This window comes from Rhodobacter maris, from assembly GCF_900217815.1.
Taxonomy (GTDB): Bacteria; Pseudomonadota; Alphaproteobacteria; order Rhodobacterales; family Rhodobacteraceae; genus Rhodobacter; species Rhodobacter maris.
In genome coordinates this window covers 22749-44208 of record NZ_OBMT01000018.1, presented here as the reverse complement: position 1 = coordinate 44208, position 21460 = coordinate 22749, and the positions used below count along the sequence as shown (strand labels likewise).

Annotated in this window: 25 protein-coding genes and 2 pseudogenes; 12 read left to right on the top strand and 15 right to left on the bottom strand. The window is 65.5% G+C overall.

Annotated elements, in window-relative coordinates; genetic code table 11:
- Position 1 precedes the first annotated feature (1 nt).
- From CRO22_RS16990 to CRO22_RS16975, 4 genes are read right to left on the bottom strand one after another with little or no spacing between them, the layout of a single operon-like run.
- On the bottom strand, positions 2–841 hold the full coding sequence (locus CRO22_RS16990; RefSeq protein WP_097071351.1) for an ATP-binding protein: 840 nt from the start codon (positions 839–841) through the stop codon (positions 2–4).
- Entirely contained in the window at positions 838–1659 is an 822-nt protein-coding gene (tatC, locus tag CRO22_RS16985) for a twin-arginine translocase subunit TatC (RefSeq protein ID WP_097071350.1), read from the bottom strand. Before tatC ends, CRO22_RS16990 begins: the two co-directional genes overlap by 4 nt.
- Positions 1656–2105, bottom strand: a complete 450-nt coding sequence (gene tatB / locus CRO22_RS16980; protein WP_097071349.1) for a Sec-independent protein translocase protein TatB — start codon at positions 2103–2105, stop codon at positions 1656–1658. Before tatB ends, tatC begins: the two co-directional genes overlap by 4 nt.
- A gap of 23 nt (positions 2106–2128) precedes the next feature.
- Positions 2129–2332: a twin-arginine translocase TatA/TatE family subunit gene (locus tag CRO22_RS16975; RefSeq protein WP_097071348.1), complete on the bottom strand. Its 204-nt coding sequence runs from the start codon at positions 2330–2332 to the stop codon at positions 2129–2131.
- A 167-nt stretch (positions 2333–2499) separates the two neighbouring features.
- On the opposite strand from CRO22_RS16975, the gene CRO22_RS16970 reads away from it, so the two are divergent.
- Genes CRO22_RS16970 through CRO22_RS16960 form a run of 3 tightly spaced genes read left to right on the top strand, consistent with a single transcriptional unit; the run spans position 2500 to position 4146 of the window.
- Positions 2500–2883 (top strand): helix-turn-helix transcriptional regulator, encoded by a 384-nt coding sequence (locus tag CRO22_RS16970; protein ID WP_097071347.1) that lies wholly within the window; start codon positions 2500–2502, stop codon positions 2881–2883.
- A gap of 9 nt (positions 2884–2892) precedes the next feature.
- Positions 2893–3513, top strand: a complete 621-nt coding sequence (locus CRO22_RS16965) for a MarC family protein (protein WP_097071346.1) — start codon at positions 2893–2895, stop codon at positions 3511–3513.
- A 57-nt stretch (positions 3514–3570) separates the two neighbouring features.
- Positions 3571–4146 carry a retropepsin-like aspartic protease family protein gene (locus CRO22_RS16960; protein WP_097071345.1) on the top strand — a complete coding sequence of 192 codons (576 nt, stop codon included), beginning with the start codon at positions 3571–3573 and terminating at the stop codon, positions 4144–4146.
- A gap of 231 nt (positions 4147–4377) precedes the next feature.
- Here the strand turns inward: CRO22_RS16960 and cas5c are convergent.
- The 4 genes and pseudogenes from cas5c to CRO22_RS16945 all read right to left on the bottom strand — a co-directional run bounded on the left by cas5c (position 4378) and on the right by CRO22_RS16945 (position 6629).
- A pseudogene (cas5c, locus tag CRO22_RS19450) lies at positions 4378–4893 on the bottom strand (type I-C CRISPR-associated protein Cas5c).
- 90 nt (positions 4894–4983) lie between these two features.
- Positions 4984–5766: pseudogene (locus tag CRO22_RS16950) on the bottom strand (CRISPR-associated endonuclease Cas3''); the annotation flags it as partial.
- A gap of 15 nt (positions 5767–5781) precedes the next feature.
- Positions 5782–5946, bottom strand: coding sequence for a hypothetical protein (locus tag CRO22_RS19245; RefSeq protein WP_245861013.1), 165 nt, complete (start codon positions 5944–5946; stop codon positions 5782–5784).
- Complete coding sequence (locus CRO22_RS16945) at positions 5943–6629, bottom strand: helix-turn-helix transcriptional regulator (protein WP_097071344.1); 687 nt, start codon at positions 6627–6629, stop codon at positions 5943–5945. Before CRO22_RS16945 ends, CRO22_RS19245 begins: the two co-directional genes overlap by 4 nt.
- A gap of 142 nt (positions 6630–6771) precedes the next feature.
- On the opposite strand from CRO22_RS16945, the gene CRO22_RS16940 reads away from it, so the two are divergent.
- Positions 6772–7755 (top strand): helix-turn-helix transcriptional regulator, encoded by a 984-nt coding sequence (locus tag CRO22_RS16940; RefSeq protein ID WP_097071343.1) that lies wholly within the window; start codon positions 6772–6774, stop codon positions 7753–7755.
- A gap of 158 nt (positions 7756–7913) precedes the next feature.
- Here CRO22_RS16940 and CRO22_RS16935 read toward each other — a convergent pair whose 3' ends face one another.
- From CRO22_RS16935 to CRO22_RS16920, 3 genes are all read right to left on the bottom strand, one after another.
- A complete protein-coding gene (locus CRO22_RS16935) occupies positions 7914–8108 on the bottom strand; it encodes a hypothetical protein (protein WP_097071342.1) in 195 nt (64 codons plus the stop codon).
- A 28-nt stretch (positions 8109–8136) separates the two neighbouring features.
- Entirely contained in the window at positions 8137–9087 is a 951-nt protein-coding gene (locus CRO22_RS16930) for a pirin family protein (protein ID WP_097071341.1), read from the bottom strand.
- Between the two features lie 922 nt (positions 9088–10009).
- The gene (locus tag CRO22_RS16920) at positions 10010–10978 is read right to left on the bottom strand and encodes a magnesium transporter CorA family protein (protein WP_097071339.1); all 969 of its coding nucleotides are present in this window, start codon (positions 10976–10978) and stop codon (positions 10010–10012) included.
- A 189-nt stretch (positions 10979–11167) separates the two neighbouring features.
- Between CRO22_RS16920 and CRO22_RS19355 the strand changes: the two genes are divergently transcribed.
- The 4 genes from CRO22_RS19355 (at position 11168) to CRO22_RS16905 (ending at position 12901) form a co-directional block, all read left to right on the top strand.
- On the top strand, positions 11168–11293 hold the full coding sequence (locus CRO22_RS19355; protein WP_281254759.1) for a hypothetical protein: 126 nt from the start codon (positions 11168–11170) through the stop codon (positions 11291–11293).
- Positions 11294–11477: 184 nt separating this feature from the next.
- Positions 11478–11837 carry an ArsR/SmtB family transcription factor gene (locus tag CRO22_RS16915; protein WP_097071361.1) on the top strand — a complete coding sequence of 120 codons (360 nt, stop codon included), beginning with the start codon at positions 11478–11480 and terminating at the stop codon, positions 11835–11837.
- Positions 11838–11969: 132 nt separating this feature from the next.
- Entirely contained in the window at positions 11970–12584 is a 615-nt protein-coding gene (locus CRO22_RS16910) for a TetR/AcrR family transcriptional regulator (protein ID WP_097071338.1), read from the top strand.
- Positions 12584–12901 (top strand): DnaJ family domain-containing protein, encoded by a 318-nt coding sequence (locus tag CRO22_RS16905; protein WP_097071337.1) that lies wholly within the window; start codon positions 12584–12586, stop codon positions 12899–12901. Before CRO22_RS16910 ends, CRO22_RS16905 begins: the two co-directional genes overlap by 1 nt.
- Before the next feature lie 118 nt (positions 12902–13019).
- Here CRO22_RS16905 and CRO22_RS16900 read toward each other — a convergent pair whose 3' ends face one another.
- From CRO22_RS16900 to CRO22_RS16885, 4 genes are all read right to left on the bottom strand, one after another.
- Positions 13020–13256, bottom strand: coding sequence for a thioredoxin family protein (locus CRO22_RS16900; RefSeq protein ID WP_097071336.1), 237 nt, complete (start codon positions 13254–13256; stop codon positions 13020–13022).
- Positions 13257–13269: 13 nt separating this feature from the next.
- Complete coding sequence (locus tag CRO22_RS16895) at positions 13270–14331, bottom strand: permease (RefSeq protein ID WP_097071335.1); 1062 nt, start codon at positions 14329–14331, stop codon at positions 13270–13272.
- On the bottom strand, positions 14328–14624 hold the full coding sequence (locus CRO22_RS16890) for an ArsR/SmtB family transcription factor (protein ID WP_097071334.1): 297 nt from the start codon (positions 14622–14624) through the stop codon (positions 14328–14330). The genes CRO22_RS16895 and CRO22_RS16890 overlap by 4 nt, the downstream gene beginning before the upstream one ends.
- Positions 14625–14901: 277 nt before the next feature.
- Positions 14902–16170: a glycosyltransferase family 4 protein gene (locus CRO22_RS16885; protein ID WP_097071333.1), complete on the bottom strand. Its 1269-nt coding sequence runs from the start codon at positions 16168–16170 to the stop codon at positions 14902–14904.
- 659 nt (positions 16171–16829) lie between these two features.
- Here CRO22_RS16885 and surE point away from each other — a divergent pair.
- The 4 genes from surE to CRO22_RS16865 all read left to right on the top strand — a co-directional run bounded on the left by surE (position 16830) and on the right by CRO22_RS16865 (position 21367).
- Positions 16830–17618, top strand: coding sequence for a 5'/3'-nucleotidase SurE (gene surE / locus CRO22_RS16880; RefSeq protein WP_097071332.1), 789 nt, complete (start codon positions 16830–16832; stop codon positions 17616–17618).
- Entirely contained in the window at positions 17615–18265 is a 651-nt protein-coding gene (locus CRO22_RS16875) for a protein-L-isoaspartate(D-aspartate) O-methyltransferase (protein WP_097071331.1), read from the top strand. Before surE ends, CRO22_RS16875 begins: the two co-directional genes overlap by 4 nt.
- A 43-nt stretch (positions 18266–18308) precedes the next feature.
- A complete protein-coding gene (locus CRO22_RS16870) occupies positions 18309–19541 on the top strand; it encodes a M23 family metallopeptidase (protein WP_097071330.1) in 1233 nt (410 codons plus the stop codon).
- A gap of 146 nt (positions 19542–19687) precedes the next feature.
- On the top strand, positions 19688–21367 hold the full coding sequence (locus CRO22_RS16865) for a putative transporter (RefSeq protein WP_097071329.1): 1680 nt from the start codon (positions 19688–19690) through the stop codon (positions 21365–21367).
- Positions 21368–21460: the final 93 nt, after the last annotated feature.

The following is a 21460-nucleotide window of genomic DNA, read 5'->3' as shown; positions in this document are numbered from 1 at the left end:
CTCAGACCGCGAGCCCGTGCCGCCCGGCCAGATCGGTGAAGAACTGCCAGGCCACCCGGCCCGAGCGCGAACCGCGGGTGCGATACCATTCCACCGCCTCGGCGCGCAGCACCTCGGCGTCGATCGCGAGCCCATGGGCCGCACAATAGCCCTCGATCATCGCCAGATATTCGTCCTGATCGCAGGGGTGGAAGCCGAGCCAGAGCCCGAACCGGTCGGAGAGCGAGACCTTCTCCTCGACCGCTTCGGAAGGGTTGATCGCGGTTGAGCGCTCGTTCTCGATCATGTCGCGCGGCATCAGGTGCCGGCGGTTCGAGGTGGCATAGAAGATCACATTGGCGGGCCGCCCCGCGATGCCGCCATCAAGCACAGCCTTGAGCGATTTGTAATGCTGATCGTCATGGCTGAAGCTCAGGTCATCGCAAAAGAGGATGAACCGGGCCTCCGGCGCGGTGCGCAGGAAGTTCAGAAGCCGCCCGACAGAAGGCAGATCCTCGCGCGCAAGCTCGACAAGCTTGAGCGCCAGCCCCCGCCCCCTGACTTCGGCATGGACGGCCTTGACGAGCGAGGATTTTCCCATCCCGCGCGCGCCCCACAAGAGCGCATTGTTCGCGGCCGCGCCCTGCGCGAATTGCATCGTATTGGCCAGAAGCGTGTCGCGCGCCCGGTCGATACCGCGCAGAAGTGCCAGATCCACCCGCGACACCTCGGTGACCGGCTCAAGCCGGTCGGGCGCGGCATGCCACAAAAACGCATCTGCCGCGGCAAAATCGGGCACGGGGGCAGGCTCCGGAGCCAACCGCTCCAGCGCCGCCGCAATCCGGTCCAGCGGATCGGTCATTCGTCGTCATCCTCGTCAAACCAGGTGCCCTCGGCCCGCATCCGCGCCTCGCGCTTCTTCTCGATGCGCTTCACAAGCTGGATCGACACTTCGAAAAGCGGATAGACGGCACAAAAGAGCATCATCTGCGAGATCACATCGGGCGGCGTCGCGATGGCGGCGACGAGCAAGATCACCACGATCGCATATTTGCGCACCCCCGAAAGTGCGGCAGAGGAAACCAGCCCCGCCTTGCCCATCAGCGTCAGCAGCACCGGCAACTGGAAGCAGATCCCGAAGGCGAGCACGAATTTGGTGGTGAGCGAGAGATATTCCTGCACCGAGCCCTGAAAACCGATCGAGGCAAGCTCGTTGGCGCTGCTCAGATCGCCCTGCTGAAAGCTCAGGAAGAACCGGAATGCCATCGGCAAAACGCCGTAATAGGCAAAGAGAGCACCGACAAAGAACATCACCGGCGAGGCCAGCAAGAACGGCAAAAACGCCTGCTTTTCATTGCGGTAAAGACCCGGCGCCACAAAGCGCCAGAGCTGCCAGGCGATCACCGGGAAGGAAAGCGCGAAGCCGCCAAGAAACGAGATATTGACGGCAACGAAGAACCCTTCCTGCAGCTTGATCAGGTAGAGCCCGCATTGCTGGCCACGATCGGCGAGGGCATGGCAAATGGGCCGGGTCAGGAAGTTGAACACCGGCTGCCAGACCGCATAGCAGGCCACCATCGCCACCACAAACGCGCCAAGCGAGATCAGGATGCGCGTGCGCAACTCCGCCAGATGCTCGATCAGCGGCGCGGCGGTATCGTCGAGGTCTTCGGCACTCATGCGTCACCTTTGGGGGCGGGCTTCGGGGCTGCCTTTGCAGGAGTTTTGGGTGCGGGCAGATCGTCCGGCTCGCCCTCAAGCTCGGCGGCATCAAGCTCGGCCTGCAACTCCGGGTCCGGCACGAAGGGCGCTGCTGCCGCCCCGGCCTTGGCCGCGCCTCCGGGCAACTTCGGATCCCATTTCTCGAATTTCTCGGTGGCGCGTTCGAGCGCGGCAATCCCCGGCGCCTTCGCCCGGGCAATGTCGGTCAGCCCTTTGGAGGCCTCCTCCAGCCCGGTTTCCTTCGCCGCCTCCTCCATCGCGCGGGTGAAATCGCGCGCCATCGCGCGGGCCTTCGCCGTCACCCGCCCGAGGCTGCGAAACATCACCGGCAGATCCTTCGGACCCACCACGATCAGCGCCACGACGCCAATCACCAGAAGCTCGCTCCAACCGATATCGAACATGTGCTATGCGCCCCGAGCCGGCCTCAGACCTTGTCTTTCGTCTCGGGCTTGACCTCGTCGGCCTTGGCCTCTTCGATTTCCTTGGTGCCCTCGGCCATGCCTTTCTTGAACGAGGTGATGCCTTTGCCCACCTCGCCCATGAGCGAGCTCACCTTGCCCTTGCCAAAGAGCACCAGAACCACCACCGCGATCAGGATCAGACCGGGCACACCGATATTGTTGAACATCTTTTCACTCCTCGCGCCAACCGCGCCTGTTGCGTTTCCCCTGTTTTACGAAGCGCGCGGACACAGGCAAAGCGCCATTTCCGCGCGCTCCGGCCCGGCCCGCGAGATTACTGACAGTTATTTGTCAGTTGCCCCCCGATCCGCTAGGATCGCGGGCGGAGGCCGGCATGACCCGCAACGAGAGGCTTGAGCAAATCCTGATGCTGCTGCGCGATGGCGAGCTGATCCGCGCGCGTGACGTGGCGGGGCGACTCGGGGTGTCCGAGCGCACGATCTGGCGCGACATGAAAACGCTGGTCGATTACGGCGTGCCGATCGAGGGGGAACGCGGGCTTGGCTATGTGCTGCGCCGCCCCGTGGCGCTGCCGCCGCTGGTGTTGACGGCCGATGAGATGGCGGCACTGCATCACCTTTTGCGCCTGGCCGAGGCCCATGCCGATACCCGCATCGGCGCGGGCGCGCGCGGCCTTGCCGCAAAGATCCGCGCCGTGATGCCGCCCGAGCCCGAGGAAGACGCACCCCCTCTGGCGCCGCCCGGCCCGAGCGGCTAGTCTGGCGCCATGGGATCCGCAGAACTCGTCACCGCCTTCGTCACGCTTTTCGTCGTGGTCGATCCGATCGGCCTCGTGCCGCTCTTCCTTGCGCTGACGCAGGGTATGGGCGCGCGGATGCGCCATACGGTGGGGCTGCGCGCACTCGCCATTGCAGCACTGCTGCTCACGCTTTTCGGGCTTTTCGGCGATGCGCTTCTGCGCGGCGTGGGCATCTCGATGCCCGCTTTCCGTATCGCGGGCGGCGTGCTTTTGTTCCTCACCGCGCTCGACATGCTGTTCGAGCGCCGCACCCAGCGCCGCGAGGGGCAATCGGCCGAGCATCCGCCCGACCCGTCGGTCTTTCCGCTCGCCACGCCCCTTCTGGCAGGCCCGGGCGCGATGGCCACGATGATCCTGCTCGCCGGCTCCGGCTCGGGCACGGTGCATATGCTTGCCGTCTTGGGCGTGATGGTGGCGGTTCTCGCCTGCGTCTTCGTGCTGTTCCTGCTCTCCACACCACTTGAACGCGCGCTCGGGCGCACCGGCACGATGGTCGTCACCCGGCTTCTGGGCATGCTCCTTGCCGCGCTTGCGGTGCAGTTCATCCTCGACGGTCTCAAGGGCGCGGGTCTCCTCGCGATGGCGTGATCTGCAGAGAGCTGACAAGCCCGCGCCCGCGCCCCACATCGACGCAAAGGAGTTCTCATGTTCGATGACACCTCGCGGCTGATCTATCTCGTATTGCTTCTGCTCGTCGTGGGCGGTTCGGTCCTGGCCAGCCTGCGTCGCCGCCCCGGCGAAGCACTGCAACAGATGATGATCTGGGCGCTGATCTTTCTGGGCCTTGTCGCCGTGGCGGGGCTATGGCCCGAATTTCGCGGCACGCTGCTCGGGCGGCAGGCGGTGCTCGAAGACGGCCGGATCGAGACCCCGGTTGCCGCCGACGGGCATTATTATCTCACCGCCGAGGTGAACGGCACACCCCTGCGCTTTGTCGTAGACACTGGCGCGAGTTCGATTGTGCTCAGCCGCGCCGACGCCGAGCGCGCCGGCATCGACACCGCCCGCCTCGCCTATATCGGTCAGGCGCAAACCGCCAACGGCACGGTTGCCATTGCGCCGGTGCGGCTCGACAAGGTGGCCATCGGCCCCTTCACGGATGACAATGTCCGCGCCGTGGTGAACCGCGGCGAGCTGAGCGGCTCGCTGCTCGGCATGAGCTACCTCACCCGCTTCGCCAGGGTCGAATTCGACGGCAGCCGGATGATCCTCACCCGTTGACCCCGCTGCCCCGTCAGGATTGCCCCCTTCGGCCAGGTCCAGATATCCCGGGGGTGAGGGCGGAACCCGAGGGGAACGGCTTTCAATTTGTAGGCCCGCACCTGGGACGCAAGCAGGCTCATCGCAGCACTTCCGGCGATCCGGGGGGCGGCACCTCCATCACCCCCTCGACCAGTCGGCGCGAAAGAACATCGAGGGGCGGCCGGGCGGCGTGGTCGATGTCCCACAGCATCAGCCCAGATCGCACGGGGTGCCAAAGCCCAGCTCCGCCGTTTCGGCCAGCAGATTGCGCACGGGCAAAGCCGCGCCGGGGGCGAGAAGCACAAAATCGGCGGCGAATTCGCGGGTGCCAAGACAGGGCTGGTGAAAACACTGGCCGCGCGCAGCGCGACGGTTGAAGATGTCGAGATGCTTGCCTTCGCTGTCCTAGGGGCCAGCCTTCGCGGTCAGGGTGAAATGCGCCTCGATCACATAGGCGGGGGCGACGAGCACGCTCGAGGCGCGTTGCTGTCGGTCCTCATCGACCAGAATTTGCAGCCCCGCCAGATCGCCCCGGTTCATCGCCTGCCTGATCGACCCCGCAGGCGCCTTGTGCCCGACCTCGTTGCGTCGAATTTGCTGAAAGCGGATCGGTTCGAGCACATGGATGCGGTCGATCACCCAGGCAATCGCGGGCTTCCAGTGGAACGCCTCCAGAATACCGCGCGCCGCCGAGGGGGTCATCACATCATAACTGACCCGCTCCATCGTCAATTCCGGGCGGATGAACAGCGCATTGCGCCCCCGCAGATGCAGACGAATTCCATAAGCCAGCATCACCTCGAAATTCCGGTCAGCTTATCCCTTGGATTGAGTCACGTAAGGGGAAGATTGCCGGGGCACACTTCGGAAAACGGGACGACGGTTACAGCCGATGCTCGGGTCATTCGCGCGCAGCTCCACAATCAGCCGCCGCTCCAGCGCCAGAACCTCAGCCTTGGTTGCCGTCGTGGACTCCCAGAGGATCTCGCGGGTCACAGTTATCTTTTGACGCGTCTCCCGGTTGGGAAAATCTTGCTCGACCAGTTGATCATCCGGGCTGCTCGCGCGGGCGAGCGGGCCGGATTTCTCACAGTCATTGGAGAGCTTTTCGACCCAGTCGCGGGCAACATCCTCGCGCGCCACGATCACCGGCACCATCGGGCTGTCGATCAGAAGGCTTTGCAAGGCGGACAAGTCGCGGTCGCGGCTCCGGCCTTCGAGCGCATCGTAATAGGCTTCGGTGTCGCGAAAATCCGCATCGACAAGGCAGGAAAACACTATCCGCGTCGCGACGGAAAAGTCGAACCCGGCTTTTACCTTGCGCAACTTGTGCAAAACCTCCTGCACGACGGCGTGGAAATCATCGGGCAAATGCACCCGCCATTGTGCATCGAGCGCCGCCCCCGGCCGCGCGATCCGCGTGACCAGAGAGCCGCCGTCCGTGCCATCGGTGTCGGGCAGCCCCGCGTGATGGCCAAGGATCGCCTGCGCCAAAGCCTCGGCCACGGGTTTGGGGCAGCCCGAGGCGGGGCCGAGCAGCACCCGCCCTCCAGCCGCGGAATGATCGACCACCGGCCCCGTTTCACCACGCAGCACCCGGTCGAAGGCGGGATCCTATTTGCCCAGATCGTGCAACCGCCCCGCCAGCCCTGCCGCCGCACCGTGCCCGAAGGCCGCTCTGCGCTCCTGCGCCAGTCGCTCGACCCAAAGCAGATGATCGGGCAGTTTCTGCCAGTCGGCCCGGTCCGCCCGCGTGCCCGAATGCGCGTAATGTGTCATCGCCCCTCCCCGGTCCTTTCCGACATCCTGCCCTCCTGCCCCTCGGCTCGAGTGCCAAGCTGGAGCGGCCCACCCTCTTCCTTCGCCAGCAGGCCTTGCAAAAGCGCGTGGCGATCCGCCGTAAAATCTCCCGGCTGAACGCGCAGTCCGGCCATGGCGCGCACGAAGAATTGCCGGAACCCGGCGCGGGTCTCGCACCAGGCCAGAAGCTTGATCCCCTGCGCCGGATGCACCAGCGCCAAGGGCCGCGCGCGGCGGGCCGTCACGGTGCCGCCCCTGTCGGTGTAATCGAACGCGACCGGCCGGCACGCGCGGATCGCCTCGTGCAGCACGGCCAGATCCTCGGGCCGCGCAGACGGCTCGTTTGATATCCCCTCTTGCCAATAGGCGGCGGGGCGCACGTCGAGCAAGTGATAAAGCCGCGCCAGGATCGCCGCCTCGGGGTCGGTTTCGCCCAGCCGCTGCAACGCCGCCCGCGCCGCCGCCGCCGCCACCGGATCGCCCCGGTGCCCTGCCAGCGCCAGCCCGCGCAGCGCCGCATCGCGCAGATCGAGGTCGGGCGCGGAAACCGCCGCCTGCGCCGCCCCGCCCCCGACACCTCCCGCCACAACCGCGCCCGCAAGCTTTGCCCCGAGCGCACGGCGCGTCAGCAGCGGCGCGGCGCGGCCGTCACGATCCCCCATCACCCAACACTCCTTCCCCAAAGACCCCCGCCAGATGTCCTTCGCCAGACGTCCTCCGCCAAATAATCTCGGGGGAATCGCCTCGACAGACCGCAAGGACAGTCTTAGCCTTGCGGGGTGTCAATTGCTGTCGGGGTGCGCGATGTCCTTTGCCAAGGCGCAGGAATTGATCCGGCTGGCCGAGATTGCCGCGGCCCGGCACGGCGGTGTCAGCCTTGCGGAAATCGTTGCGGAATTCGGCGTGTCGCACCGCACTGCGCAGCGCATGACCGATGCGCTGGAGGCGACATTCGCCAATGTCGTCACCTCCGACGATGCCGAGCGCAAGCGGCGCTGGCGGATCACCCGGCCGCGCGAGGAGACCCTGATGCTGCGCCCCGAGACCGCGATCGAGGCGCTCGACTATGCCGCGCGCGAGGCCGGGGCCGAGGGGCGGCTGCGTCACGCCCGGGCGCTCAGCGATCTGCGCGAGGGGCTGTTGGCGCGGCTGTCGCGGCGCGAGGCCGCCCGCACCGAGGCCGATGCCGAGGCGGTGCTGTCGGCCCTGGCCGAGGTGACGCGCCCCGGCCCGCGCGTCTCGATCCGGCCCGAGATCCTCGACACCATCACCGAGGCGCTGCGCGGCCCCTTTCGGCTGCGGGTGCGCTATAAATCCGCCGATGCGCCCGCGCGGGTGCTCGAACCGCATGGGGTGCTCCTTGGCCATCGCACCTATCTGGTGGCCCGCGATCCGGCCAAGGGCGATCTGATCCGCAGCTTCCGGCTCGATCAGATCCTCTCCGCCGAGGCGCTCGACGAAAGTTTCGCGATGGACCCGGCGTTCTCGATGCAACGCTTTGCCGCGCAATCCTTCGGCGTCTGGCAGGATCCGGCGCAATTCGGCCCGGTGGTCTGGCGCTTTGCCCCCCGCGCCGCCGAGCGCGCGGCGGGGTTCCGCTTCCACCCTTCGCAGGTGCTCGAACGGCAGGAGGACGGCAGCCTGATCGTGCGCTTCGAGGCGGCGGGCTGGCTGGAGATGGCGTGGCACCTCTACCAATGGGGCGATGCGGTCGAGGTGCTGGCGCCCGAGGGTCTGCGCGCGCTGGTCGAGGGCCACCGGCGCGGCGATTTCGGCTCGATGCCCTGAGCGGGCGAAAAACGGCGGGACACCGCCGCACCGCTGATTGCGGCCAATCCGCCCAACGCGAGCAGGCCCGGGGTGGTAGCGGCGGTCGCGCCCGTGTCTCTCCCCGCCGCGCCGCAGACCGGCGGGAAGAGATGGAGTCGCGCGAGCGCAAACCTCGCTCAGAAAAGCGGCAGGCGACGCGGATCGTCGCCTGCCGCCTTGGGGTTGGGCTCTGCCGGGGTCTTGGCGATCCTGCCGGACGCGCTCCGCGTCGGCACGCAATTGGTCTCGCTCGCGAGATCGAGGGCCTCGCCGGAGGCCATCGCGATGCTGCGCTCCAGGCCTGCGGCGCGGCAGGTGTCCTCCCGGAACATGAGGGCCTCGAGCGCGCGCCCTGAGCCGTCAGGGCGCGGGTTTGGGGCGGAGCGCGTCCGGTAGCGGGATGAATTCGGCCCCGTCGCCGGGAGGAAGCCGGAACCGGCCATGATCCCAGTCGCCCTTGTCCCAGGCCTCTTTCGCGGCCTCGATCTTCTCGCGCGAAGAGGCCACGAAGTTCCACGAGATGTAACGCGGACCGTTCAGCGTCGCGCCGCCCAGCGCCATCAGCCGCGCGCCCTGCGGACCGGCGCTCAGGCTGATCCGGTCGCCGGGGCGAAAAACCATCATCCGCCCGGCCTCGAACGTATCCCCCGCCACTGTGACCGCGCCTTCGACGACATAGACGCCGCGATCCTCGTGCTCGTCGGGCAAGGGCAGCCGGGCACCGGGCGCCAGTGCGACATCGGCGTAGAAGGTCTCTGAGAAGGTCCTGACCGGCGCCCGCGCGCCCCAGGCATGGCCCAGGATCAGCCGCACCTCTTTGCCCTCGTCTTCCAGAAAGGGCAGCGCCTCCTTGCCGTGATGCTCGAAACTCGCGGCGCGGTCCTCCTCGGCTTCGGGCAGGGCCACCCAGGTCTGGATGCCGAAGAGCGACCCGGGGCGCGCCCGCATCTCAAGGCTTGTGCGTTCGGAATGGGTGACGCCACTCCCCGCGATCATCCAGTTGACGGCGCCCGGATGCACGATCTGATGCGCGCCGGTGCTGTCGCGATGCTCGAACGCGCCCTTGTAAAGATAGGTGACGGTGGCAAGGCCGATATGCGGATGAGGCCGGATGTCGATGCCGCCGCCGGTGAGGAATTCGGCCGGGCCGACCTGATCGAAGAAGATGAAGGGGCCGACCATCTGTCGGGAGGGCGCGGGCAGCGCACGCTTGACCTCGAAGCCGCCGATGTCGCGGGCGCGCGGGATGATCAGGGTCTCGACGCGCCCGAGGCCCGGGGCGTCATGCGCTTGCGAGGGGTTCCAGCTCATCCGTGCCTCCTGTCGTGGGATGGGAAGAATATAGGGCGCATTCCGCGCGTGTCCGCGCCCCCCGCGCGCGGGATCTGTGCAGGCGCGCACCAATCCCGGCCGTAGAAGACATGCGGTGGAACCATGAATGCGGTACTCTGGATGAATCTCAAGAAAAAGACACACAGGGAATTGGTTGGGCGCGTCGAAATGGCCGCTCGGTCGGCAGTATTTCTTACGGATAATTTCTTACGGATACGGGGGTGGCCCGTGAAATTGTCGCGCGTGGAGAGTTCGAACGGAGAACAAGAGAGATCGTGCCGAAACAGGCCGCGATCGTCATCCGGATTTTCAAAGCCTATGCGGAGGAATTGGAAAAGCTCTCCGAGGCGCGAAAGCCCGATGACATCGCCGCCAGGAAGAGGGAGTTGGCGGGTGTCATCGCGGATCAGGATCGGCTGGTCGAAGCGCCCCTTTCCGGCGTGCCGGCCAAACGCGTGAAGGCCCCTCGGAAGGGCCTCGCAGCCCGTCCGAGGGGGTTCGAAGCGGAATTGGCGCGCGAGGTCACGCCGCCGCCCGCAAATCCCACCCGACCGGATCTGGCCGACGCCTGGCACGACCGCATCCGCGCGCTGGTCGCCTCGGTGAGCGATCCGGACGACGAGGGCGAGATGCGCGAGCACATCCGACGCCTCGTGGAGAAGGTCGCGATATATCCGGTCCCCGGGTCGGGAAAGCGCCCTCGACCGGCCCGGGATCTGTACGGCGCCCTTGCGCAGATCCTGAGGCTCGGGCGCAAGGGGGCTGAGGCGGGACCGAAGGAAACCGCTCGGATCGAAGCCGGGCTCGCGCGAACTCAGCTATGGATGGAGATCCGAGGAGGCGGCGCCCCATCTGACGGAAGCGAAAGCCCCCGTCCGGGCGCCCCGCGAAAGCGGCACTCTCAGAGCCACTTCTTCCATTTGAAGAAGGCCCAGGTCCCCACCGCAGAGGCGAGCATCAATGCCAGGGCGAAAGGATACCCCCAGCTTTGTCGCAGCTCGGGCATGTTCGGAAAGTTCATCCCATAGGCAGAGGCGATCAATGTCGGCGGCAGGAACAGCGCCGCGACAACCGAAAGGATCCGCACGGTGTTGTTCTGTTGCAGGTTGATCATGCCGAGCGTGGCGTCGACGCTGAGCGAGACCCGCGAGGACAGGAAATCATTGTGCACCGCCAGCGCGGCGATGTCGCGCATCAGCGCCTTGGCGATCGGGCGCAGCTCATGGCCCTGCGCATGCCCGGCAAGGGTCTGATCATAGAAGGACAGCGCCCGTTCGAGCGTCAGCAGCGCCAGCCGGATCTGCCCCAGAAGTTCGCCAAGCCGCCCGACCTCACCCAGCGATGCCTTGAGCTCGGCCGGTCCCGCCTCGCCCAGCACCCGCGCCGAAACCGTGTCGAGCCCGCGCCCCACCCCTTCGAGCAAATCCGCCAGCCGCGCCACGATCTCCTCGACGAGGCCAAGAAAGATCCGCTCGGGCGAGCGGCAGCCGGGCGTGGTGCGCGCCGCGCGCTCCGGGTAGGTGGCAAAACTGCGCGGCTCGTGGTGGCGCACGGTCACGAGCCGCCGCCCGTTCAGGATGAAACTCACCGGCCCGGCAATCTGGCGCCCGTCGGGCAGGTGGCCCGGCAGCACCACCGTCATCACATCGGTGCCCTCCTCGCGATAGAGCCGGTTCGAGATCTCGATCTCTTCCATGTCGGCGAGCGAGGGCACATCGACACCCAGAGCAACCACCGCAGCCACCTGGCTGTCGAGCGGGCGATAAAGATCGACCCAGATCGCGCGCTCCAGATCCGGGCGCGGATCGGTCGGGCTTTGCTGGCCGAGCCGGGCAAGACCCGGCGAGGTAGTGACATAGGCGTGAAGCATAGGCGGTCCTGCGGCTTTGGCCCAGCAAGCGCAGAGCGGGGGCCAAGGTCAAGCCCTGTCGCCACGCCGCCCCCACCCCGGCCCGCCGGCGGGGCGGCCAGAGCAAGGTTTTGCCCTGCCCGCGCCTCGTTTCGGCCATATTCGCGCGTAGGCTCCGGAACAGCTCGGCAGAAAGCTCAGGAGAGGCAGATGGACATTCCCGGTTTCGACACGCTCGCGCTTGTCGTCCTCCTTTATGCGAGCCTGCGCGAGGCCTTGCTGCGCCTGCGCCGGATCCGCGCGATCCGCGGCACGCTGCTTGCGACCAAGCCCTGATCGGCCCTGCAACGCATTTCGTCCGCCCTCGCGCGCGGTGAATTGCCCGCCCCTCCGTCCGTCATGGCTTGCGGCTCTCGATTCCCCCGTTCAGCCGTGCTATTGCCGGACTATGGAAGACATGCGCGCAATCAAGGAACGGCCTGCAGTGGTTACGGAACCGGGCGAGGGCCCGCAAGACGAGATGAACGATACCCCCCTTCCCGGCACCGGCGACGATCTGCCCGACGAGCGCTGTGCCGCGCTCGATGCCGAGGAGATGATCGGCCGCGCCCGCGCTGCCTCGAACCTGCTCAAGGCGCTCGCGCATGAGGGGCGGTTGATGATCATGTGTTACCTCGCCTCGGGCGAGAAATCAGTGACCGAGCTCGAAAACCGGCTCGAGACCCGGCAGGCGGCCGTAAGCCAGCAGCTCGCAAGGCTGCGCCTTGAGGGGCTTGTCACCAGCCGCCGCGAGGGCAAGACGATCTATTATTCGCTCTCCGACCCGCGCGCCGCACAGGTGGTGCAGACGGTTTACGACCAGTTCTGCTCGCCCAACTGAGCCTGACAGCATACCCTTGACCCCGCACCGTTCCCGGAAATGTTCGGGGACGGTTTTTTCATTTCGGTCAAGCGGCACCTTTCAGACATGGTTCTCCTTGCCTCCGCCAGAAATCAATCATATGGTTGATTCATGATGGAACAAAAGCACCCCTACCTCAGAAAAGACGAACGCCGGGCGATGATCGCCGAGGCGGCGCGGGGGCTCATCCTCGAAAAGGGCTATGCCGCGCTCCGCACCCGCGATGTCGCATCACGTGTTGGCATCAACCCCTCCACGCTGCATTTTCACGTGCCCACCAAGGCAAGCCTGGTTGCACTTGTCGCCGAGACGACACGGGAGAGCTTTCTGGCCTTGCTGCCGCCCGCGCCCGATCCCGCGAGGCCCGCGCTTGTGCAGCTGCGTGCGGAAACGACAGCTTATCATGACAGCCTCCGGGATCATCCGGAGCTGGCAGCCTGCTTTGCGCAGCTTCGCCAGATTGCCGGGACAGAGCCCGAAGTCGCTGAACTGCTCGACACTTTCACGCAGGCATGGTGTCAGCGCTATGTTGAAATCCTGACCATTGGCCTGACGCAAGGCGTGTTCCGCGCAGATCTGAAGCCCCTTCCCGCGGCTTTGGCGCTGACCGGGGCGCTGACGGCCTTTGGCCCCCGCGCTCCTGACGGGCTGGCCATGTTCTGGCCGGTCTTCGACGAGATTGAACGCGGCTTCCTGGCCGCCCCCCCTCACCGAGGAGAAGGATGATGAAATTTTCCGACTTGGCCGAACGACAAATCCTGAAAGCACAGGCCGAGGGGCAATTGGACAACCTCAAGGGGGCGGGAAAACCTCTGAATCTGGCAGGCGATGGCAGCGCCGATGCCATCGGCTTTCGCATCATGGCCGAAGCCGGGACATTACCGCGTGAAATCCAGCTGCGCAAAGCGGTTGAAGCGCAGACCCGTCTTCTGGCCGCGGCTCCCGATGCGGACACCCGAAAGCAGGCGGCGCAGAAGCTCGCCGATCTTCAGTTGCGCCTCGACATCGAACAGGAAGCGCGTCGGCGCTTCTATGGCCGTTAAGGATCCCGTGCCAAATCCTGCGGGGCGGAAACTGGCAGGTTTGGCTGCGGCGCGCGGCCACGACATCTGGGCGCTATCGTTCCGGCAAAGAGAGGATCCCTGCGCCCCGCGGGCACGCTTAACACGTCAACCAGGATTCGAGCTTGGTTGCGTCGGGCAGTCCGCCGGCATGAACGAGCTTGCCATTGATCGCGATGCCGGGGGTCGCGAGAACGCCAGCCATTGCGATCGCCTTCGGGTCGGTGATCTTTTCGACATCCACCGCGATGCCGAGTTTCGTGGCCACCTCCTGCACCAGCATTGCTGTGGTTTCGCAACGTTTGCAGCCGGGGCCATAGACCTTGACGGTTTTCATAATAATAATCCTTTCAGAACATAAGGTTGAACAAGAACCCCACGGCAAGGATACCGCTCGCCACCACGCCGATGAACACCGCGATCAGGCGCAGGGTCAGGACTTGCCGCAGGATGATCATCTCGGGCAGGGAAAGTGCGATCACGCTCATCATGAAGGCAAGCACCGTGCCGAGCGCCGCGCCCTTCCCCAGCAGCGCCTCGATGATCGGAATCACCCCGGCGGCGTTGGTATACATCGGAATTCCCATGATCACGGCGGCGGGCACCGACCACCAGGCTTCGGCCCCCATGATCCGGACCAACAGGTCCTCGGGCACATAGCCGTGGATCAGCGCGCCCATGCCGATCCCCAGAAGGATCCAGACCCAGAACTTGCCGAAGATCTCGCGCACCGCTTCGATCCCGAGCCGGTAGCGGTCTGGCATGGTGAGGCGTTCCCCATCGGCCATCGCGGGAATGTTCGCGCCCGAATGGAGGTCACGCACCCAGTCTTGCAACCAGCCCTCCAGCCGCAGTTTGCCGATGATAAAACCCGCGAGAATGGCGATGCCGAGGCCGAAGGCCAGATAGCTTACCGCGACCTGCCAGCCGACAAGTCCGAAAAGCAGAACCAAGGCCACCTCATTCACCATCGGCGCGGCGATCAGAAAAGAAAAAGTCACGCCAAGCGGCACACCCGCCGAGACGAAGCCGATGAACAGCGGCACTGCCGAGCAGGAACAAAACGGTGTCAGCACGCCAAGCCCGGCGGAGAGGAGGTTGCCCACCCCCTCGCGCCTGCCCGAGAGGAGCGCCCGCGTCTTTTCCGGGCTGAAGAAACTGCGCAGGACGCCCATGGCGAAGACGATGAGCACCAGCAGCAGCATCACCTTGGGCACATCGAAGACAAAAAAGGCGATAGCCGCGCCGGCAGGGCCGTGTCGGTCCACCGGGACCAGCGCCGTGACCCATTCCGAGAATGGCACAAGGTAGTGATAGGCGCCCCACCAGAGGGCGAGGAAAGCCGCAAGGCCCAGATGCCAGTACCCGCCGGTGCGGACGGGGCGGGCCGGATGAGACGTATCGATGCTCATGCAACATTCCTTTCGTCGCGCGCGGCCGCATCGGCGGCCAGAACGGCCTTGAGCACGGCATGGGTCTCGGGCGGCATCTGCGGGTTCAGGCGATATCGCACCCATTGCGCATCACGCCGATCCACCACCAGCCCGGCGTGCCTGAGCACCTGCATATGCCGCGACATCCGGCTTTGCGTGGCGCCAAGCGTTTTCATCAACTCGCAGACGCAATGCTCCGAGCCATCTGCCAGCAGTGTTATCACGCCAAGGCGCGTCGGCTCGGCAAGGGCGGACAGAACGGACAGAATCATCGACGATCTCCCTTATGCGCATCTGCGCATGACCAGATCAGCACGGCCATGACACAGATCACACAGGCGAAGCGATGTGATCCCCCCCCTCACCTTCGCGTCACGAAACCTTCCCTCTCAACGTCCGTGGCCGCATCGGCAAACGCGCCCTGCGCCACCGCATCGACAGCCCAGCGGCGGCGGGACCGTCTTGCTCAGCACCCCGGCGATGCCAAGCAACAAGCGTTATTGATGGAACAAGATAGAGCCCAGAGCCGCCGCACACTCCGCGCAACACTCACACAGAAGACATCAAGCTATTATAGATGCTCAATATTTTATCGACCTTCTTGTCCCAGTCAAACTGCGTGACGGCCTTCGTTCGCCCGGCCTCCCCCATCGCGCTTGCCCGCTCCGGATCATCGGCAAGATGCACAATCGCATCGGCAAGCCGTTGCGCGAAACTCTCGCGCGGTACCGGCGCCACCAGAATGCCACACCGCTTGTCGAGGTAATCCACCGGACCGCCCCAATCGCTTGCGATCACGGGCAATCCAAGGCTCATGGCTTCCAGAACAACCGCCCCCCCGCATTCATAGAGCGAATTCAGAATCAACGCGTCGCTCTCGCCAAGAATCGAAGCGCAGGCGTTTTGCGTCTGAAATCCCCAAAAGCGGACGGAAGTTTCAAGCGAGAGGGATTGCGTCAAAGCTTCCAGCGCCGCCCGTTCGATGCCATTGCCGATAATGTCGAGCCGCACGTCGCGCCCGGATTGGCGGGCGAGGAAGACGGCTTTGAGGGTGATATCGACGGCTTTCCAGCCGACCAGCCGACCCAGATAGACCAGCCGGAATGGATCGGAAGGCAAACGCGGGCGGTGATGCTCCGGCGCAGACGTCCAGATCGACAGGTCGACCCCGTTTTCGACAAGCTCGATGACATTTGGATGAGAAACCGGGAGTGCCGCGCGGGTTCTTTCGTTCGCGACCAGCAATGCGGCGGCCCTGCGTTTGCCGGGGATGAGGCGGTTCAGCGCAATCGCGAGCAGTCGCGTCACCGAAATGAAGCCTCGCGCCCGGGCGGATACGAATTCGTCATATCCCTCGGGATAGCTCATCCCGCCATTCATCGGGCCGATCACAACGGGAATACCAAATCCATATAAAGACGAAGGAATCCTAGGGGATACAGGGATCGGCTGGTGGATCACATCGACGGAACTCTCGGCCAGAACTCTTCGGATCATGCGCGATTGCATGTTCTCGTAGACGAAATTCAATGCTGTTCCGAAAACGATGCTACGCACCGGCTCGGGAACTTTTCTGCCAGAGCGGGCAATCGTGCGTAACAGCGCAGTATCTTCAATATAATGGATTAACTGCTGATGATCCGGGAAGGCGGCTTGCAGATTTCCGCGATTGCGGCTGTGGGTCACAAGCCGGACGTCGACACCCCGCGCCCGCAGAAGTTGAAAATACTTGAACGGAAGGAATGCTTCTCCGCCAAGCGCAGAAGATGTATTGGGCGCAACGATCAGGATGCTCAGCTTATCCATGTAATCCGCCATCTGTCGCGCCACGTCTCGGCACCCGGATGATTTCCGTGACTTGGCCTGGAACCATTTTTGACGCGCGCAATTGCCTTAAAATAACCACGTGTCGCTCCCCGAAGAGCTAGGTATGACTTTGGGTGATAGGCTCAGATGATGCGGCGCAGGTCTGATCGTCTCCGCCGAAACCTAATGTGTAGTTTTCGATGATGCGAGGCAACTGGTTCGTGCCGGTGCGCCGGAAGAATTTCGGATCCGCTCATTTCAGATGCAGCAGAGTGCTGAGCATGAGACAGCCCCCGAAAGCATCGCTGACGCAGGCAAACTGCCAAACGCCTGCCGGGTGGCAACGTCGATGACGTCGCTCACCCGGAGCCTGTTGGGCGCCGGGACGCGGAACTCGCGGTTCTCTTTCTCCAAGGGACACGGCGCCGATCTGTGCAGGATCGTTGCCCTGCGCGGCTTGCCCGAGGGTGCCTTGAAGGCCCACGCCCTGCATCCGTCTGGCCACCGTGCAACGCGCGACATCGACTTGGCGTACGGGGAAGATGGAACACAAAAGCCCGCATCCGCGCAACCGAGTCCTCAAGGGCACACCTGCCCGCCAATCTCCCCCGCTTGCTTGTCGTCACGCCGGGGCCTTGTTAAGCAGGCTCATGGCCGAAAAGGGACGAGCGATGCGCATTCTCATCACCAATGACGACGGGATCAACGCACCGGGGCTTGCCGTGCTCGAGACCATCGCCACGGAGCTTGCCGGCCCCGAGGGCGAGGTCTTCATCGTCGCCCCCGCCTTCGAGCAATCGGGCGTCGGCCATGCGATCAGCTTCAACCGCCCGCTCTCGATCGCCGAACTCAGCCCCCGCCGCTTCGCCGCCGAGGGGAGCCCCGCCGATTGTGTGCTCGCGGGGCTTTACGACGTGCTCACCGATGCGCGCCCCGATCTCGTTCTCTCGGGCGTCAACCGGGGCAACAACTCGGCCGAGAACGCGCTTTATTCCGGCACGATCGGTGGCGCGATGGAGGCGGCCCTTCAGGGCATTCCGGCGATCGCGCTGAGCCAGTTTCTCGGCCCTGCCTGCATCGGCCCGGGGCTGGATCCGTTCGAGGCCGCGCGGGTGCATGGCCCCGGCCTCGTGCGTCAGATCTGGGAGCACGGGATCTGGGACGACGGCCCCTACCGCGTGTTTTACAGCGTGAACTTTCCGCCGCTTCCCGCCGCGGCGGTGAAGGGCGCGCGCGTGGCCGCGCAGGGCTACCGCACCGACAGCTTCTTTTCCGTCGCCCCGGCGATCTCGCCCAATGGGCGGCGCTTTTTGTGGATCAAGGGCGGGCCGCAACACAGCGCCACCGCGCCCGGCACCGATGCGATGGTCAACCTCGAGGGCTATACCTCGATCACGCCGATGCGCGCCGATCTTACCGCGCATGACCTGCTGTCCGATCTCGCCGGGCGTCTTGCATGACCGAGGGAGACGATCTCGCGCAGCGCAAGATGCGCTTTCTCTTCGCGCTGCGCTCCAAGGGCGTGACCGAAGCGCGGGTGCTCGCGGCGATGGAACGGATCGACCGCGGCGCCTTCGTGCGCGGGATCTTTGCCGAACGCGCCTATGAAGACATGCCGCTCCCCATCGCCTGCGGCCAGACCATCTCGCAACCCTCGGTCGTGGGGCTGATGACCCAGGCGCTGGAAGTGGGTCCGCGCGATACCGTGCTTGAGATCGGCACCGGCTCGGGCTATCAGGCGGCGGTACTCGCTGTGCTTGCGCGCCGGGTTTACACGATCGACCGGCACCGCCGGCTCGTGCGCGAGGCGAACGCCGTTTTCGAGGCGCTTGACCTCTCCAACATCGTCTCGCTGGCCGCCGATGGCTCACGCGGGCTTCCCGATCAGGCGCCGTTTGATCGCATTCTCGTGACCGCCGCCGCCGAAGACCCGCCGGGGCCGCTGTTGTCGCAGTTGAAGATCGGCGGTATCATGGTATTGCCTGTTGGCCAGTCCGATACCGTGCAGAGCCTGATCCGGGTGCGGCGGACAGAGACGGGTTTCGACTACGAGGAACTGCGCCCGGTGCGCTTCGTGCCCCTGATCGAGGGGATGGCGGGCGATTGAGAGGAAGCCCCCGGGGAACGGGGCGAGAGATGAGGATCGAGCAATGGCAGACCCCCGCCGCAATCTGACCCGACTGGCGCTGACCGGGGTGGCCGCGCTGGCCCTTTCGGGCTGCATGGATGCCGATCTGCGCGGCTTCGGCAATCTTGGCTTCGACACCACCGACGCCGCCCGCCAGGCCACGGCCAACCGCCCCGCCCCCGATGCGCGCGGCGTGATCTCCTACCCCAATTATCAGGTCGCCGTGGCGCGGCAGGGCGATACCGTCGCCGCCGTGGCCACCCGTCTCGGTGTCGACCCGGACGCGCTGGCGCGTTACAATGCGCTCAAACCCACCACCTCTCTCAACCGCGGCGAGGTGCTGTCGCTGCCCAACCGGGTCGCCGAACCGGCCGCGGCTCCCGGCGCGGCAGGCAGTGAGCGGATCGACATCACCTCGCTCGCCTCGGGCGCGATCGACCGCGCCGCGGCCGGCCAGAGCAGCAGCCCAGCCGCACCGCCCGCGGCCGCCCCCCGCGCCGCGCCCGCAGCCACGGCGACGGCCCCGGTCGCGCGCCCCGCCGCACCGGCGAGTGGAACCCAACCCGCCACCGCGGAACCGGTGCGCCACCGCGTCGCGCGCGGCGAGACCGCCTATTCGATTGCGCGCTATTACAATGTTTCGGCCAAGGCGCTCGCCGAATGGAACGGCCTGCCTGCCGATCTGAGCGTGCGCGAGGGGCAGTATCTTCTGATCCCGGTCGCCTCGGGCAAGCCCCCTGCCCCGGCGACGGCCGCGGTGACCCAACCGGGCGAGGGCTCGCCCACGCCGGAACCGCCCTCGGCCGCCGCCCCGCTCCCCGCCGACAACACGCCCCGGGCCTCTGCCCCGGTCGACAAATCCGCCGCACCCGATCTGGGCGCGAGCCGCTCCGCCGCCTCCTCGGGGGGCAAGCTCGCGATGCCGGTTTCGGGCAGCATCCTGCGCCCCTATGTGAAGGGCAAGAACGACGGCGTCGACATCTCTGCCGCCCCCGGCACCGCGGTGAAAGCCGCCGAGGCGGGGGTGGTCGCGGCGATCACCAAGGATACCGAACAGGTGCCGATCCTCGTGCTGCGCCACGACGACGGGCTGCTCACCGTCTATGCCAATCTTGAGGGCATCGCGGTGCAGAAGGGCGACCGTGTGAGCCGTGGCCAGAGCATCGCAAAGGTGCGGACGGGCGATCCGGGCTTTGTCCATTTCGAGGTGCGCAAAGGGTACGATTCGGTCGATCCGATGCCCTATCTCGATTGAGCCCCCGCGAGCGCAGCCGCTTTGCAGAATGGTTTGAAAAGGCGGCTCATGCCGCCTTTTTTCATCACCTCACAAAGGCTTGACCTGATACCCCGGTTCGGCGCAGGCTGCCATCGGGGAGGGCACCCAAGAGGAGAAGGGTGACCATGGGTATGATGAATTTTCTGCATTCGTTATCGGAAGTGGCGCTCGCTTCGGCGGCGCTGGCGCTTGCGGGCGCACTGGGTCTTTTGCTGGGGGGCGTGAACTGGCGCGGCATCGGGCTCGGCATTGGCGGCGTGCTTTTTGCCGGGCTCTTCGCGGGCCATTTTGCCGCGTCCGCCGGGCTGCATCTCTCCACCGAGATGCTCGAATTCGTGCGCGAATTCGGCCTGATCATCTTTGTTTTCACGATCGGCATCCAGGTCGGGCCGGGCTTTTTCGCCACGCTGCAGAAGGCGGGGCTGCAATTCAACCTGATCGCCGCCTCGATCGTGCTGCTGGGCGTCGCCACCACCGTGGCGCTACACTTCATCGCTGGCATTCCGGTGCCCGCGCTGGTCGGCCTCATGTCGGGGGCGGTGACCAACACGCCGGGCCTCGGGGCAGCAACGCAGGTGTTGAAAGATGCGGGCGTGGCGCCGGAAATCATCTCCGAAGCCTCGCTCGGCTATGCCGTCGCCTATCCGTTCGGGATCATCGGCATCCTGCTCACGATGATCGCGGTGCGGACCGTGCTGCGGATCCGCGTCGAGGCCGAGGAAGCCGCCTACGAATCCGCCCGCGCCAAGGGGGCCGCCGAGCTTCCGGCGATCAACGTTCTGGTGCACAACGACAATCTGGAGGGGCTGACGCTCGGCGAAGTGCCCGATCTCTACGATCAGGGTGTGGTGGTTTCCCGGCTCAAGCGCGGCGAGGTGCTGATGCATCCCTCGCGCAAGATGGTGTTGCATCTGGGCGATGTACTCCATCTCGTCGGCCCGGCTGAGAAGCTGCATGCGATGGTGCTGATCCTCGGCGAGGAAGTCGATCACAGCATCACCACGACAAAGGGCAGTCAACTCACCTGGCAGCGGATCGCGGTGACAACGAAAAAGGCGCTCGGCAAACGGCTGCGCGAGTTCGGGCTGGAGGAGCGCGGGGTCTCGATCTCGCGTTGCACGCGGGCGGGCACACAGCTGCCGGTCGAACCGGCACTGAGCCTGCAATTCGGCGACATTCTCACCGTGGTGGGGGCGCCCACCGATATCGACGCGGTGAAACCGCTTTTCGGCGACCAGACCAAAAGCCTCGAACTGGTGCAATTTGCGGGCGTGTTCTTCGGCATCCTGATCGGCATCGGCCTCGGCTCGATCCCGATTGCCGTGCCCGGCCTGCCCGCGCCGCTGAAACTCGGCCTCGCAGGAGGCCCGCTTGTCGCCGCCATCATCCTGTCGCGCATTGGCTTTTTTGGACCTTTCGTGTTCTTCATGCCGCCAGTGGCGAACCATGCGCTGCGCGAGCTTGGCATCGTGCTGTTTCTGGCCGCGGTCGGGTTGAAGGCGGGTGGACGGTTCTTTGAAACGCTCGTCGATGGCGAGGGGCTCGCCTGGATGTTCTACGGCATGTTCATCACGCTGATCCCGCTGATGATCGTGGGCTTTGCCGCACGGCTGATCTGGAAGGTGAATTACCTGAGCCTCTCGGGCGTGCTGGCAGGTTCGATGACCGACCCGCCGGCGCTCGCCTTCGCCTCGAACATGTCGAACTCTTCGGCGGCGGCGGTGGGCTATGCCTCTGTTTACCCGCTGGTGATGTGCCTGCGCATTCTCGCCCCGCAGATCATCGTGCTGGGGCTGATGGTGTAGAGGATTTCGCTTCGGCAAGGCCGAAGCGACCCGCCGGGGGCTCCGCCCCCGGACCCCCGGGATATTTAGAGCAAGGCGAAAGGAAAACCGCCC